The organism is Pseudoalteromonas sp. 11L1 (assembly GCF_055397545.1).
In genome coordinates, this window is the sequence record NZ_AP041141.1 from 141,429 (window position 1) to 156,655 (window position 15,227).

At 38.5% G+C, this 15,227-nt stretch carries 11 protein-coding genes; 3 read left to right on the forward strand and 8 right to left on the reverse strand.

The window, feature by feature from the left end:
- Window positions 1-85 precede the first annotated feature (85 nt).
- The 3 genes from kynU to ACZ5WS_RS00675 all read right to left on the reverse strand — a co-directional run bounded on the left by kynU (window position 86) and on the right by ACZ5WS_RS00675 (window position 3,581).
- Window positions 86-1,321, reverse strand: coding sequence for a kynureninase (kynU, locus tag ACZ5WS_RS00665; RefSeq protein WP_464709972.1), 1,236 nt, complete (start codon window positions 1,319-1,321; stop codon window positions 86-88).
- 2 nt (window positions 1,322-1,323) lie between these two features.
- Entirely contained in the window at window positions 1,324-2,154 is an 831-nt protein-coding gene (locus ACZ5WS_RS00670) for an alpha/beta hydrolase family protein (RefSeq protein ID WP_464709973.1), read from the reverse strand.
- 125 nt (window positions 2,155-2,279) lie between these two features.
- A complete protein-coding gene (locus tag ACZ5WS_RS00675) occupies window positions 2,280-3,581 on the reverse strand; it encodes a metal-dependent hydrolase family protein (RefSeq protein WP_178955067.1) in 1,302 nt (433 codons plus the stop codon).
- A 219-nt stretch (window positions 3,582-3,800) separates the two neighbouring features.
- On the opposite strand from ACZ5WS_RS00675, the gene ACZ5WS_RS00680 reads away from it, so the two are divergent.
- Complete coding sequence (locus tag ACZ5WS_RS00680) at window positions 3,801-5,495, forward strand: GGDEF domain-containing protein (protein ID WP_464709978.1); 1,695 nt, start codon at window positions 3,801-3,803, stop codon at window positions 5,493-5,495.
- A 214-nt stretch (window positions 5,496-5,709) separates the two neighbouring features.
- A complete protein-coding gene (locus tag ACZ5WS_RS00685; RefSeq protein WP_464709981.1) occupies window positions 5,710-7,890 on the forward strand; it encodes an ATP-binding protein in 2,181 nt (726 codons plus the stop codon).
- 92 nt (window positions 7,891-7,982) lie between these two features.
- On the opposite strand, the gene ACZ5WS_RS00690 is transcribed toward ACZ5WS_RS00685, so the two are convergent.
- Together ACZ5WS_RS00690 and ACZ5WS_RS00695 are read right to left on the reverse strand one after the other, a co-directional pair.
- Entirely contained in the window at window positions 7,983-11,117 is a 3,135-nt protein-coding gene (locus ACZ5WS_RS00690) for an efflux RND transporter permease subunit (protein ID WP_464709982.1), read from the reverse strand.
- A 21-nt stretch (window positions 11,118-11,138) separates the two neighbouring features.
- The gene (locus ACZ5WS_RS00695; RefSeq protein WP_464709984.1) at window positions 11,139-12,251 is read right to left on the reverse strand and encodes an efflux RND transporter periplasmic adaptor subunit; all 1,113 of its coding nucleotides are present in this window, start codon (window positions 12,249-12,251) and stop codon (window positions 11,139-11,141) included.
- A gap of 175 nt (window positions 12,252-12,426) precedes the next feature.
- Here ACZ5WS_RS00695 and ACZ5WS_RS00700 point away from each other — a divergent pair, with 175 nt between their 5' ends.
- Window positions 12,427-12,735, forward strand: a complete 309-nt coding sequence (locus tag ACZ5WS_RS00700) for a hypothetical protein (RefSeq protein ID WP_464709986.1) — start codon at window positions 12,427-12,429, stop codon at window positions 12,733-12,735.
- Between the two features lie 23 nt (window positions 12,736-12,758).
- On the opposite strand, the gene ACZ5WS_RS00705 is transcribed toward ACZ5WS_RS00700, so the two are convergent.
- From ACZ5WS_RS00705 to ACZ5WS_RS00715, 3 genes are all read right to left on the reverse strand, one after another.
- On the reverse strand, window positions 12,759-13,352 hold the full coding sequence (locus ACZ5WS_RS00705) for an acyl carrier protein phosphodiesterase (protein WP_464709987.1): 594 nt from the start codon (window positions 13,350-13,352) through the stop codon (window positions 12,759-12,761).
- Between the two features lie 118 nt (window positions 13,353-13,470).
- On the reverse strand, window positions 13,471-13,965 hold the full coding sequence (locus ACZ5WS_RS00710; RefSeq protein ID WP_290170856.1) for a general stress protein: 495 nt from the start codon (window positions 13,963-13,965) through the stop codon (window positions 13,471-13,473).
- Between the two features lie 214 nt (window positions 13,966-14,179).
- Complete coding sequence (locus ACZ5WS_RS00715) at window positions 14,180-15,163, reverse strand: DNA topoisomerase IB (RefSeq protein ID WP_464709990.1); 984 nt, start codon at window positions 15,161-15,163, stop codon at window positions 14,180-14,182.
- Window positions 15,164-15,227 lie beyond the last annotated feature (64 nt).

A 15,227-nucleotide genomic window follows, 5' to 3' on the forward strand; every position in this document is an offset into this window, starting at 1 on the left:
GCGCTGCCAGTTATCCTGCTAGCGCAACGCACTTTTTAACTTGAGAAACTCAATGAGCCATTGTTAGTTATATACAATTATAAAATTACGTCACTTTACCCGCTAAATTAAAACGTGGCTGGGTATATAGCTGGGTTTTAACCACCTCAGCTAAAATAGCCACTGCCTGCCAAATCTCTTCAAACGAAGTATAAAGTGGCGTAAAACCAAAGCGTAGAATATTAGGTGCACGAAAATCAGCAATAACCCCTTTTTCAATTAACGCTTGGCATATAGCAAATGCGTCGGTATGTGAAAATGCTAGTTGGCTACCTCTTTGGCTCGAATTTTCAGTGGAACATAAGCGCAAATCACTTAAGCATGAATGTGTTTTTACTAATTTAATAAATACGTCAGCAAGTGCAATCGACTTTTCTCTTATTTGTGAAATATCTACATCTTGCCATACATCAAGCGCAGCATCTAAAGCACTCATAGCAATTACACTGGGTGTGCCACATAAATACTGATTTATATTCTTAGCACGTTGATATTTTGCATCAAAAGCAAATGGTTTTGCATGACCCATCCAGCCTGATAAGGGGTGTTTTACAGCAGCTTGGTGGCGTTTTGCTACATATAAAAACGCAGGCGAACCAGGACCGCCATTTAAGTATTTATAGCCACAACCAACAGCAAAATCAGCATTACAGTCATCAAGTTCAACCGGTATAGCACCTGCACTATGAGCTAAATCCCATATCACCAAAATGCCTTTTTCATGAGCTAGCTGGGTGATTTTTTGCATATCTAACAATTTACCGGTTCTAAAATTCACCTGTGTTAACAGTAATACTGCCACTGTATCATTTAGGCTTTGTTCAATATCTTGCTCTGCGACGAGTTTTAGCTGACATAAGTCGGGGCCTAATAATTCACTTAACCCTTGAACCATGTATAAGTCAGTAGGAAAGTTATCCTCGGTAGATAACACCACGTTACGCTCAGAGTTTAACGATAGCGCACTACTTAATAGTTTAAATAAATTAACCGAAATAGAATCACAACAAATAACTTGGCCTTTGTCGGCGCCAATAATAGGCGCTATTTTCTCCCCTACCTGAGTAGGTAAATCAATCCATTGGTGATCATTCCAACTTCTGATTAGGTGACTACCCCATTGCTGGCTTACCACCTCAGCTACGCGCGGTTTTACTGCTTTAGGCAGAGCACCTAACGAATTACCATCGAGATAAATAGTGTCTGCGGGTAAATCAAATTCGTCACGTTTGTGAGCCAGCGTATCCACTTTATCAAGCGCTATAATCTCATTAAAATTCATTGTTACATCTCATTCAAATTTTGTATTAGTGTATTAAATGCAGCTGATCCCGGATGGATCCAATCAAAATGCCCCACGCCTTCTAACATGACAACTGGACGTTTAAGCTGTTCTAAATTAAAAGCAGGCACGATGGCATCTTGGTCACCTTGTAATATAATGCTTTGCGGATGAAGTGGCTGCTCACTCGGGTTAGCTTGCGTGTATGCCTTAGGTTTATCAGTTGGCATGCCTTGCATAAAATCTTGAGTCACTTTTTGACAACTATTATCACCACGCGCATACGCTTTTATATCAGTAATAGGGGCTAAGGCAATAACCCCTTTAAGCTGATCAATTTCACCACCAGCAAGCAGAGCTAAATGCCCACCAGCGGAGTGTCCTACCACAACCGAGTCAGCTAAATTAAACTCGCCATTGTTATATTTACTTACAGCTAAAATTCCGGCTTTTACATCATTAAACGTTGCAGGCCAGCCACCACCGCTTGCGCCGCTTCTTCTATACTCTAAAGACCATACGTTAAAACCAGCTTGTGCAAGCCCAGTACTTAACGCGTAGGTATGTTTAATATCGTATGCACTTAGCCAACAACCACCATGAAGTAAAATAACTAACGGGTTTTGCGGCTGTATTTTTTTTGCGCGCCAGAGTAATGCGTACTGTGACTCATCACTGCCGTAGGCTACTTTTTCATCAGCTGAGTTAAATCCAAGCGAAGCAACACTTGCGTATGCAACATTATTATCTACATCAGGAAAGTTAACTTGCAGCGCGGTGGCATTAACCAAAAAAGGCCATACAACTAAAAATAAAACTACTAAGCATTTCAAAATAAAATACTTCCTTTTTTAACCTTAAAAGCGATATAACTAAAAACGCTGGCAGTCGTTTACAAATTTTTTAATACGACTTACCAGGGCTATTACGTCATTATTAATAAAATAAATAGAATGATTTATTGTTGTTTAAAAACCGTGCCTTCTTTCATAACAAAATCAACATCCAATAAAGCGCTAATATCGCTAAGTGGGCTGGTGTCTAAGGCAATAATATCAGCAAACTTACCAGGCTCTATGGTGCCTAAGCTATGATTCATATCAATCAAATCAGCCGCGTTAACCGTTGCCGACTTTAAGATATCAGCAGGAGTCATACCTGCTTGGTACATCAATACCGCTTCTTGTGCGTTAATGCCGTGCTTAGATACGCCACTGTCGGTACCAAATGCAATGTTTACCCCGGACTTATATGCCTTGGTAAAATTGTTGAGCATATCGCCCCCCACCCTAATTGCTTTGCTTTTAATTGGCGCAGACATAAAGTCACTGTTTTTTGCTAACCTAACTACGGTGTGCCCAGCAAGCAAAGTAGGGACTAAATAAGCCCCTGTTTCTTTAAATAATTTAATGCCTTCATCATCTGTGTAACTACCGTGCTCAATGCTATCAACGCCCGCACGTAATGCTGCATTAATACCTTGAGCGGCATGCGCATGACTAGCTACTTTTCGCCCTAAACCATGCGCTGTATCAACTACAGCTTTAAGTTCATCGTCTTGCATTTGCTGCCCTGTGCCCGTAGTAGTATCCGAAAGCACGCCACCGGTAGAAGCAACTTTAATTAAATCAGCCCCGTATTTAATTGCATAGCGAGTTTTTTTGCGGCATTCAATAGCGCCATCACACACTGTGGGCGGTGTTTTCATAGTGAGTAAGTCTGGGCTCATACCATCAACATCTAAGTGCCCGCCGGTAATAGTAACGCCAGCACCAGCAATAATTCGAGGGCCACTTATCCACCCTTTGGCCACCCCATTTCTTAATGCGTACATTTGCTCACTTTGACTGCCCACATCACGCACTGTAGTAAAACCCGCCATAAGGGTTTTGTTAGCAAAATGCACACTGCGCATTGCTATATCTGCATCAGACATTTCCACCAGCTCTTTTTTGTTATCTGGCCCAAGCTCACCTTGTAAATGCACATGCATATCCATGAGCCCAGGCATAACAAAGCGGGTCGATAAATCGATTAACTGAGCATTTTCACCAAAACGGTTGATAGGTAAAAAACCCGCTGATACCGAAACTATTTTGCCATTTTCTATTACTATAGTTTGTTTTTGTTGTGGTTTTTCTCCGGGAATAGCCAATAACTCTCCTGCATGAATTATTTTAGTACTCGCATGTGCATTAGTAGCAACGATGTTAACTGCGAAAAAAAACGAGGTAACAACACTCAATCGAAATATGCTCATTAAACTCTCCGGTGATTCGTTCTGCGTTAACAACAACGAAATAACGTTAAAATATTGTTATACAACCAATACCTTATCAGGAAAGTGATAAAAACAAACCTGAAATACATTTTTAGTAAGAATTCTGCCAACTATTAACACTGTCTTAGACTGAAAAAATAAAAGAAGGTGTCTATACTCAACCTTATTGTTGTAATACTTTTCATATGTAGGGAGCTTATGGATATTAAAGACATAAATATTGCGCTGCTAGAAAAGTGTAATTTTCTTTTAATGGTATTTGATAATAATAATCAGCTTAGTTATCTTTCTCAAAGGTGGTCAGAGCTTAATGTTGCAGCTAAAAAAGTACCCACCATTGAAAGCCTTTATGGCTGTTGTACTACTGAAAGCAAAGATCTATTACAACAACAAATTCTCGCACTAAAATCGCAACATAATGAGTTAGATCAATTTGATATTGAACTAACATTAGCAACCGATTACTCCATTAAACTAAATTGTTGCTTACACAGTGTGCAGCAAAACCAACACCAATATATAGTTTTAGTTTTTAACCAGCATTTTGCCCAAGTGTCGTCTGTTATTAGCAATAACGAATTACAAACCATCATAGAAAATGCCGGCGAAGTATTAAAGGTAGGCTATTGGCAGTTCGACTGTATAACTAACCAATTATTTTGGACCGATGAAATTTACACCATTCATGGTGTTTCACCGAGTAACTATTCCCCTCAACTAGATACTGCAATAAATTTTTATCATGAAGATGACAAATCCAAAATAACAGATGCGATCGAGCAAGCTCTTGCATGCGGACAAGAATGGAGCTGTATAAAGCTTCGTGTTGTAGATGACGATCTACAAGAGCGCACTGTTATATCAAGCGGCAATGTATCGAGAGATTTAAACGGTGAAATCACTAAGTTATATGGCATTTTTCAAGACATATCAGGGAATGAAAAAATAGCTCTGGAGCGGGATTTTTTAGTTACTGCACTCAAAGAAACCACTGTAGGAATGGTGATTGCCGATAAAGACAAGCGTGTTATTTGGGTAAATGGCTCATTTGAAAGAATTACGGGCTACCCACTGAATCAAGTAGAAGGTAAAAAGCTTGGCTCCATTTTACAAGGTGAAAAAACTGACGCCAACACAATAGAGCAACTTAAAATTCATCTTAAAAAAGGCATCCCTATAACCACCCGAATTTTAAACTATACGCAAAATGGTGACCCTTATTGGAATGAACTGGCCATATCACCCATTTTTAGAGACGGCAAAGTGGCTTATTACTTTGCTGTACAAAACGACGTAACCAAAGAAATAAACATAGAGCATAAACTGATAGCCCTCAATACCAGTTTAGAGCAACGTATTCAGGCGCGTACTCAAGAACTCTCTTCACTTAATAAAGAGCTAGAAAAGCAAGCCAATATAGACCCACTTACAGGCTGTTTAAATAGACGAACTTTATACAGAACACTCAGCGATGAACTATTAAAAACGCAAAATAAAAACACCTATATTTCATTATTAATGCTCGACATAGACCATTTTAAAGCAATAAATGATAATTATGGCCACGAAGCTGGCGATTTAAGCTTAAAAGAGCTTACCAATACATTACGCTCTTTAACCAGAAAGCACGATTTTGTATTTCGCCTGGGCGGTGAAGAGTTTTTAATTATTATGCCCAATACAAACAAAGCAGAAGCTAAGCAAGCCGCTGAGCGAATTAAAAACACGATTAATCAACATAAAGTTTTCTATCGCAATAAAAATATTAGCTTTACGGTAAGTATTGGGCTGCTTACCCATGATGGCTCTATCAGCCTACAAAACAGCTTAAAATACGTTGATGACTATTTATACGAAGCAAAAACGAAAGGCCGTAATAGGATTGTTGATTGAGCAATTTAAAATCAATTGGTAAAAACTTAACTAGTCATATAAGCTAACTAATTGAGCATAATAATTTAAATGTATTTAGCTAAATTTGAGTTCGTAAATAAATACACTTTAGGCAAAAATATTAAACGCGTACTTTTTTATTTTACGTCAGCTAGTTCGCTATTATTTTTATTCGATTATCTAGTGTTAATCACATCAAAAACAAGGTTGCATAATGATAAAAGCGTCAACACCTGAAGATGAACTATCACGGCTAAAAGACCTATATGAGTATGACGTTTTAGACACTGAAGCTGAAAAATCCTTTGACGACTTAACCCAACTTGCATCTGATATTTGCGAAACGCCAATTTCACTGATAAGCCTTGTTGATCCCAACAGGCAATGGTTTAAGTCTAAGTATGGAATTGATGTAGCCGAAACAGCACGAGATATATCATTTTGTTCTCACGCAATTTTAGAAAACCAAGTGTTCGAAGTTCAAAATGCACTTACTGATACCCGCTTTCACGATAACCCCTTGGTTGCAAACGACCCAAACATTCGCTTTTACGCAGGTACACCACTTATCACTCCTAGAGGTAATGCTATAGGTACGTTATGTGTTATTAGTGATAAACCAAAAAAGCTTTCGAGCAAACAAATAAATGCGCTCACGGTTTTGGGCAAAGAGGTTATTGCGCAACTAGAGCTTAGGCTTAATAATAAAAAGCTGTCTATGGCATTAGAAAAACAAAAAGCACACAATAAAGAACTAGAAAAGTTAAAAGAAGAAGCAGATACGGCCAATAACACTAAGAGTAAATTTTTAGCAAATATGACTCACGAGCTGAGAACCCCATTGCATGGGATTTTAAATTTAGCTGAATTTGGTATGACCGAAACCACAACAGAGGAAAAAGACAGCACTTTAAAAAGTATATTAAAGTCAGCTCATTACTTATCAAATATTGTAAATGACATTTTAGACTTTTCTAAAATTGAGGCTGGTAAATTAGAAATTGAACATATCGACTTCGATCTTAATGACGTTATTAGCGATGTGATAAAGCCCCAGTTACAGCAAGCGTCTACTAAAGGTATAAAGCTTATTACATCGGTAGACTCTAAAATAGCAGATAATTTTAAAGGGGATCCTCTTCGGGTTTCGCAAATTTTAAATAACTTGTGCTCAAATGCGATTAAATTCACCAAAACTGGCCAAGTCGAACTGAAAGTAAGTATTAAAAGCAGTACATTGCAAACACAAGTACTCAAGTTTGAAGTTATTGATACAGGCCTTGGCATTAATGAGACTGTTCAAGAACATTTATTTAAAGAATTTCATCAGGCAGACTCATCGACCTCAAGAGAATATGGGGGTACAGGTTTAGGCTTATCAATTTGTGCTCGTTTAAGTGAGCTAATGCAGGGGCACCTTAGCTTCACCAGCCAAATAGGTAAAGGCTCTACGTTCACCTATGAGCAACGCTTTGAGATTGTTTTGTCACCAATAATAGCAAAGCAAAGCGTTGAGCTAACAAACTTACAAGGTTGTACTGTCTTAATTGCCGAAGATAATAAAATAAATCAGCTCATTATTGTTAAAATGCTCAAGGTACATAATGCTGATTTAATAATCGCAGAGAACGGTAAAGAATGCGTTAAGTACTTCAAAGAACACCCTGTAGACTTAATTTTCATGGATATACAAATGCCTGAAATAGATGGCATAAAAGCCACACAGGCTATTAGATCGCTTCCTACAGGTAAAATCGTTCCAATTATCGCTATGACAGCAAATACCCTAAAACAAGACATTGAGCATTATTTAGATATTGGCATGGATGGCTACTTAACAAAACCGTTCGATAAAGCTAAGCTCAACAGCTTACTCAATGTTTATAATCCTAAAAACCTCAACCTCAAAAACTTAGCAGTAAAAATTAGCGATCCTAATGTTTCTAGTAACAGGAAGCTAAACCAAATATGCAAAGAGTTAAAAGCGCTTATTCCTAATGCCAATCGAGTCAGTCTGTGGTTATTTAATAAAGAATACAGCGCATTAAGTTGCTTAATTTGTCTTGATGAAAATGATGACATGTCAAGTGGTGCTGTTTTAAATACAGAAAACTCCCCTGCTTATTTCAACTATATTTTAACCAACCAAGTACTCGACGCCTCAGACGCCAGAAATAACGAAGTAACCGAGTCGTTTACTCACTCTTACTTTGAGCCACTCAATATTTGTTCTTTACTTGATTACACTTATAAACTTGATAACAAGCCGTTAGGTGTCATTTGTTGTGAAAGTGTAGACTCAAAGGTAACTTGGAGTCATGCTGATAAAGAGTCATTAGTAAAAGTTGCTGATGTCACGAACTTGTTTTTATCTAAACAAATAAAGCATGAGTAAAACAGGCCTACTTAGTGGCTAAAATTGCCACCTAATAGGCTTAAAATTATTATAAAATCTCAATCTTGGGTCTGCTCTAACTCACGCTGAGTTTATTTTTTATCTGCTTTAACTGGCTTTATTTTAAAGAAAAAAGTATACACAACCGGAACAAACCCTAATGTTAAAATTGTTCCCATAGCAAGACCAAACGCAATCGTGCTTGCTTGACCATAAAACAAAACATCTTTAGATAAAATAAGTGGCATTAAGCCTATTATCGTTGTGCAAGTAGACATCAAAATAGGTCGTAAACGCCTTAAAGAGGCATTGATTACCGCCTCAAAGTTTTGTTGATTAGACTGCTCTGTGGTTTGTTGCTCTAAGCACTCTATCTGTTTACGTTCAATATTTATTCGGTCTATTAAAATCACCGCATTATTAATGATAATACCGGCAAGCGCATATAAACCTAAAATAACCATAAACCCAAAGTTTGCTTGCATAACCAACAAACCAAAAGCAGCACCAATAATAATTAGGGGTACGGTTAAAAATACAATACTGGTTGCACGGTAAGAGCGAAACTGCGCAATAATAATAAACACCATAATGGCAATACACAGCGGTAAATTAGCTAAAATAGCAGCTTGCGATTCCGCGGAGTCTCCAATCACCCCGTCGTATTCAATTTTATATCCAGGTGGTAATTTTTCTTTTATTTTAGCAAGCTTCTCTTCAAGTAAGGGCACCATACTTTGCGCCGACATAATTTGATTTTTAGCTTGTACCGTTACGGTACGAAATAAATTTTCACGAGCAATGCGGGCAAACTGAGTCTCATAGCGAATATCAGCCACTTGCATTAAAGGAACACTGACGCCTTTAGCAGAAGAATAAATACTAACACTGTTGATCCGATCTAAATCGTATCGCTCACTGTCTTGCGCCCTTAATACAATAGGGAATATATCATCACCTTCACGAAACTCGGATATTATGCGTCCAGAAAAATAGGTTTCTAACGCTTGGGCAACATCATTTGAGCTAATTCCGGCACGACGAGCATTTTGCTGATTAACCTCAAGTTTAAGTGTCGTAATGCGGTTTTCCCAATCGCTTTTAATATCAAACGTGCCATCTACATTTCGCAACAAAGTTTTAATTTCATCGCTAACAGAATAAATATAATCACTATCAGGACCTTTAACTTGAATCTCTATTAGTGAAGAATCAGATGGCCCTAAGAACATTTTCGTAACACGCCCCATCACACCAGGAAAATCTTGAGCAAACATCTCACGCACTCTCTTTAATGTAGGATCGGCGAACTTTCGTTCACCTACATCAATCATAAAAAATGCTTTTGAAGGTTCGGGGTCGATAGGTGTAAGTGATAAAACAAACCGAGGACCACCAAATCCAGCATAGGCCGCATATTTTTCAATATGTGGAAAGTGTTCTTTATCATCCAAGTTTTTTGAAATAGCCTGCACCGTTGCGTCAGTTTTAAGCATTGAAGTACCCGCTGGCATATCAAGGTACACTAAAATTTGTGCTCGATCAGAATCAGGAAAAAACTTTGCAGGCACTAGACTCATAGCCCAGCCCCCTGCCAAAAATAGTCCTAAAATAACAACAACAAACGCAATACGCGCACGCATAATTTGTCGTAATGCTTTTTCGTAAAGCGGGGTGAGGCTATCAAAAAAGCGATTAATTTTACGGCGAACAATATTTTGCTTTTGCCTCGTTTCTTTTTTAACAAAGCGATGACATAAATAAGTAGTAAATGTCAGGCTTAGCGCCCAAGAAGTAAGTAATGCAATTAGCACCACCAAGGAGATCGAGCGCGTATATTCACCGGCACTACTTTGTGCCAACATAAGGGGTAAAAACACAAGAATAGTTGTTAATGATGAAGTTAAAGACGGTATCGCAAGAGTGCCTGAAGTGTTACGAATAGCATCATCACGCGTTTCGCCATCTTCGATACGCTTTTTAAAATCTTCAGCCATTATTATGCCATCATCAACCAAAAGACCAAGCGCAATAATTAAAGTAGCTAGCGACATACGCTCTAATGGAATACCCATAAAGTTCATAACTGAAAGCGTGATTAAAATCGCTGCTGGCACAATCGAGCCCACAATCAGACCAGTGCGTAAGCCTAAAAACATCACTACCACAACTGATACTATAACGATGGTTTGCAAAACACTAAAAGTCACACCAAATACTGCATCTTCAACCACATCGGCTTGGCGCGTAATATTTTTTAATTGATAGCCTGCAGGAATAGTTTGATTAATTTGCGCTATCATCGCTTCTATTTTAGGAGTGAACTTAAGCACATCCGCTTGTTCATCCTTAGATATGGCAAAAATAATGGCTTGGCGATTATTGTAATAACTTGTTCTTGATGGGGGATCGACCACTTTACGGCTTATTTTAGCAATATCGCGCAGCAATATTGTTTCAGGCTGGTTAGGCACACTGATAAGTGTATTTCTAATATCGGCAAGGTTTTGGTAATTTCCTGAAGGTTGAATAATAAAGTTTTTGCCATTGGCGTCAATAACCCCACTAGGGCGTATAATATTTTGGTTTTTTAAAGCACCAATTAATTGGTCAGGTGCAATACCCAGTTGAGCGAGCTTAGCATTTTCAATTTCAATAAAAATACGCTCTTGTTGAATGCCCAAAATATCAATTTTTTTAGTGCCCTCAACTTGATGCAGCATATCAGCAATGTGTTGCGCCACATCTTGGCGATCGCCCATACTGTAGGCAGGTTCAGCAATAAGTGCCACTGTTAATACGGCAACATCACCAAAATCATCGTTTACTACATAAGGCAATGTCCCATTGGGTAAGTCATCACGCACTGCGTTTATTTGATCGCGCAGTTTATCCCATTGTTGATCAAACTCACTTTGCTCAACACTTTGCTTAAGCTCAGCGTGAATAATAGAACGACCAGGGATAGATACTGAGCGAATTTCGGCAATACTGGGCATTTCACGAATAGCTTCTTCGAGTGTTTTAGTGATCAACAACTCTACTTTTTTTGCGCTCATTCCCGGATAAGCGGTTGTGACAACAGCTTCACGAATTTTTATTTTAGGATCTTCTTGCTTTGGTAGTTGATAATAACTAAAGGCGCCAAATAACATAAGGCCAAAAACAATAGCTAACATAAGGCGATTATGATCAAGAGCAAGCTCTGAAATAGTAGGGATCTTCATCGTTTAAATCTCCGTAGCGGGTTATGGATTAAGGCGCTTAATTTCGCCTTCGATAAGCGTTACTTTTTGCCCATCGTGTAAAAAAGCCATTCCCGCGTTAACAATTTGTTCCCCCTCTTTTAAATCTCCTTTAATTTGCGCTTTTTGCGCAAAAAATTTCATTACATCCACTGTTGTTTTTTGTAAAACGTAGCCAGCTGGTTGTGAGTCAGCTTGCGCTGTTGTTATCAGTTTAAAAACAAAGTGTTGGTTATTTTCTTTTGCCATGATTGCACTTACAGGCACCATAAAACCATCGCTTTCTCCCTGCTGTTGTTTAAATTGCACTTCTGCACTCATACCCGTTCTGATACCTGCGATATCATTAGCTGAGATTTTTAAAATAATAGGAAAAGCATTCGCTCCTTGAGCAGCTGAGCCAATTTCTTTAATTTTGGCATTCAACGATTTATCTAAAGCTGAAATAGTTACCTTTGCCGGTTTATCAATAGTTAACGAGGAGAGAAGCCCTTCAGGCGCAAGCGCTGAGACTTCAAAACTTTCTTTACCTTGGATTAAAAGTGCCGAGATATTAGGGCTGACTTGTTGCGAAGGTTCAATATTACGTTTTGAGATAGTCCCAGCATAGGGCGCAATTAGCGTGGTATCTTTTAACTCTTCTCTTGCCATCGCTAGTCGCACTTGAGCAATATCGACTTTATCCTTGGCGCTCTCATATTGCGACTTTGCTAAATCGTATTGCGCGCCAGACACCGCACCATCATCAACCAGTGACGCTTTACGTTCAAAATCCTGCTTAACATTTAGCATCGTAGCCTTTGCATTAGAGACCTGTCCTTTGGCCTCTTGCACTGCCAATAAATATTTTGTTTGTTCCAGCCTAGCTAACGGCTCACCTTCTTTAAAAGACTCACCAATTTCAAAAAAAACGTCTTCGACCTTTCCGCTAACCTCAAATGTTAAAGTGGCTGTGTTAGCAGGTTGGATAACACCTGATAAAATACGACTATCAAACGATTTAGTTTTATTTAACTCAATGGCAGAAACAGGTTTTAATTTTTGCTCAGAAACTTGCTCTTCAGAGCACCCTGACAACATAAAAATAATAACTAAAAAAACAACTATATGATTCATAATTTCCCTTGATAAATAGTGTATTCAAACCGATTGAACTACTAAACTAACCACAACCAGTCTTCACTATGAGCCATCTAATTTAAAGTATGGCTAACATTGTTATCACCCTGAAAGCTTGGGTATAATGTATTATTCCGGCTGTATTCTTAGCCTCTAAATTGGATCTTCTCCCATGAAAAAACTATCTGCTGTGCAAGTTAAACAACAAGCACTCGTCCTCAGTGTTGCTGACAATATAGAAGAGCAAGGCCGTGCTGAAATTCCAGGTATGCTGCAGTGCTGGTTTGATGTGGAATATCATTTATTTCCGGGCTCTTTACTAATGTGTTTTCAGTTTGAAAACCAACAGGCACTAACTGCGGCAGAGCCTGAGTTATTAAAATGGCAAAAGCGCTTAAGCGGTGCCATGCTTAAAAAAGGCGTAATTTTGAAAGATATGCGTAAACATTTAGTATTTACCTTAAAAGGACCAGACGACTAAACCACTTATTTTGTAAGCGCACTCTACCTCGGTGCGCTCTCCAAATTAAACTCATTAACGTGTTCAATTAGCTCAGGGAAAAACGCTAAAAACAGTCCATCTAGCTCACTATAATGTCGGGTTATATCTTCAGCGGTGCCTGTAAAATTATTAGTAAAGCGAATCCGTTTAGCAATATTATCAAGCGCCCGCCCAACCCCATCAACGCTTTCATACTCTTTAAACCAATCGTTTTGCGTCATACTGGTTACTACACGTTGCATTCGTGTAGGCATTACAGGTATACGCTTATCCAAAAGCCCATAACTGGTGTGCTTAAAATCAATTAATGATTGGTTATTAAACTGCTGCCAATGCGCAATCAGAAAATGATCAAACACCACATCTATAGCCACGCCAGCAAAGCGCCTGCGCTTGGGTGAAAAAAGCTGTTTAGCTTCTTTAACAAAAGGGTGTGCGTCAGTAAATTTATCCACTAAATAATGATTATCAAGCGCGTTTTTAACGCTCGTAGGTATGTGCGTTAGCTGCCGTTGCCCCCCAAAGTCTCCCAGCAAATTGCCAAAATGGGAATCAGCCGTAGGCTGTGCTAAATAAAGGTGGGCTAAATAATTCATTGGTTGCCAATATAGATTAATATACCAAACTCAGATAGTTTTAAAATCAAACGCGTAAAAAGATGGAACGCAGTTCCACCTTTTTACTTTTTAGATACTTATAGTGCATTCTAAAATATTACGCTTTTGAAACCTTGCTTGCACCAGCATTATCAAGAATCTCTTCAATACTATTTTTGTTATCGCTGTTATATTTAACACCGACGAGTATTGAACCCTTCTCAATTGCGTTTTCATAATACTTAATTTCATGTTCTGGAATAAATGCGCCGATTGCTGCACCTAAAGTCCCACCAACGGCAGCACCTGCGCCACCAGCTGCAAGTGCTGAAACCAAAGGACCTGCAACTAATAAGCCGGCACCACCCGAAGCGACTGCACCAACAGCGGTAAAACCACCAATAATTGCTGCTAACACGCCTCCAGATGCAGCGCCCAGCAAACCGCCCTCTGCAGCTTTGGTACCTTCATCTACAGCAAAGTCTTCCTTTGTATACGAGTCGTTAGCAACAACGCTTATATCCGCCTCACTTACACCTAAAGCTTCTAATCTATAAATTGCTAATGTTGCTTGTGATGCATTATCGAATAACCCAGTAATAACAGTACTCATAATAACTCCTTTATTTGTTTAAGAAAGTACGCTAAGTAATTAGCAACATTCAAACCAAAGTTTTAATCCTTTAAAATCAGAAAGATAAATAAAAAAAGCAAAGTAGAACTCTACGTTTTACAGTAAAAGTTGCTAGAAGTTGTAAAAAGTTCACACACATAGGTATAACTCAAGCGATTGAAATATGAGTATAATTACAAAGAGACTAACGTTATTAGCATTGTTCTTCTAAAAATATCAACAACCCACGCTCATAGCGACTCAGGTACTTAGTCTTACGGGGTAGTTTGTCTAAGTTATTAAAGTCCTTTAGAGCTTCTTTACCTCCTTTACACAGCTCAATCAACTTTGGATGAATATATGAATTACGAGCTATTGCTGGGGTATTCCCTAAATTACTTGAAACGCTACCTAACATATCTTTAAGCGAAAGCTGGCCGTTTGATTTATGTAAGACTTCAAATGCCAAAACACTGGCCCGCCATGTTCTAAAATGTTTTGCACTAAACTGCTCACCCATAACACTTTGAATAAACTCATTCACTTCTTTGGAGGTAACATCACAACACTCGCCTTCATCGATATATTGGAATAAGCTCTGCCCAGGCAAATCTTGCAACTGCTGTATGATAGAGCTAAGCACTTTATCTGTTATGTTCACTTCTCTTTGCTTACCGGATTTTGCTTTATATTTTAAGCGAATATTTTTACCCGTAAGTTTTGCATGCCGGCTACGTAATGTCGTAGCACCAAAACTATTGTTATGTTTGGCATTTTTTTTAGAACCAACACGCAGAGCTCCAAGGTCCATTAAACGTACAACGGCTGCGATTGTGCGCTGGTAATTAAGCTCATTACCTCGCAAATATTCCGATAGTTTTGCTCTTAACAAAGGCAGTTTATTTCCAAATAAAACACATGCTTCAAACTTTTTAAGCTCTTGCTGCTCTCTAAACTCGGGATGATAAAAGTATTGCTTGCGGCCTTTGCTGTCGTAGCCAGTAGCTAAAATATGCCCATTTTCTTCTGGACATAACCATACATCTTTGTATGCGGGGGGAAAAGCGAGACTGTCTAACCGCTCTATTTCATCTTTATCATGTATTTTCTTTCCTGCAGGATCATAATAAACCCATTGGTTTTCATGCCTCTTTCGAGTTATGCCCGGCAAGTTATCATCGACATAAATTAGTTTCATTTTATTCCTTTAAATTTTTGTAACCCTCAAATCAAACGGTGCCATCAATAACAAGGGCTAGTTC

Bases quoted from the DNA above. Each gene is read 5' to 3' on its own strand.
- kynU (WP_464709972.1), bottom strand. From the start codon at position 1,321: ATGAATTTTAATGAGATTATAGCGCTTGATAAAGTGGATACGCTGGCT.
- ACZ5WS_RS00675 (WP_178955067.1), bottom strand. From the start codon at position 3,581: ATGAGCATATTTCGATTGAGTGTTGTTACCTCGTTTTTTTTCGCAGTT.
- ACZ5WS_RS00680 (WP_464709978.1), top strand. From the start codon at position 3,801: ATGGATATTAAAGACATAAATATTGCGCTGCTAGAAAAGTGTAATTTT.
- ACZ5WS_RS00685 (WP_464709981.1), top strand. From the start codon at position 5,710: ATGATAAAAGCGTCAACACCTGAAGATGAACTATCACGGCTAAAAGAC.
- ACZ5WS_RS00690 (WP_464709982.1), bottom strand. From the start codon at position 11,117: ATGAAGATCCCTACTATTTCAGAGCTTGCTCTTGATCATAATCGCCTT.
- ACZ5WS_RS00695 (WP_464709984.1), bottom strand. From the start codon at position 12,251: ATGAATCATATAGTTGTTTTTTTAGTTATTATTTTTATGTTGTCAGGG.
- ACZ5WS_RS00700 (WP_464709986.1), top strand. From the start codon at position 12,427: ATGAAAAAACTATCTGCTGTGCAAGTTAAACAACAAGCACTCGTCCTC.
- ACZ5WS_RS00705 (WP_464709987.1), bottom strand. From the start codon at position 13,352: ATGAATTATTTAGCCCACCTTTATTTAGCACAGCCTACGGCTGATTCC.
- ACZ5WS_RS00710 (WP_290170856.1), bottom strand. From the start codon at position 13,965: ATGAGTACTGTTATTACTGGGTTATTCGATAATGCATCACAAGCAACA.
- ACZ5WS_RS00715 (WP_464709990.1), bottom strand. From the start codon at position 15,163: ATGAAACTAATTTATGTCGATGATAACTTGCCGGGCATAACTCGAAAG.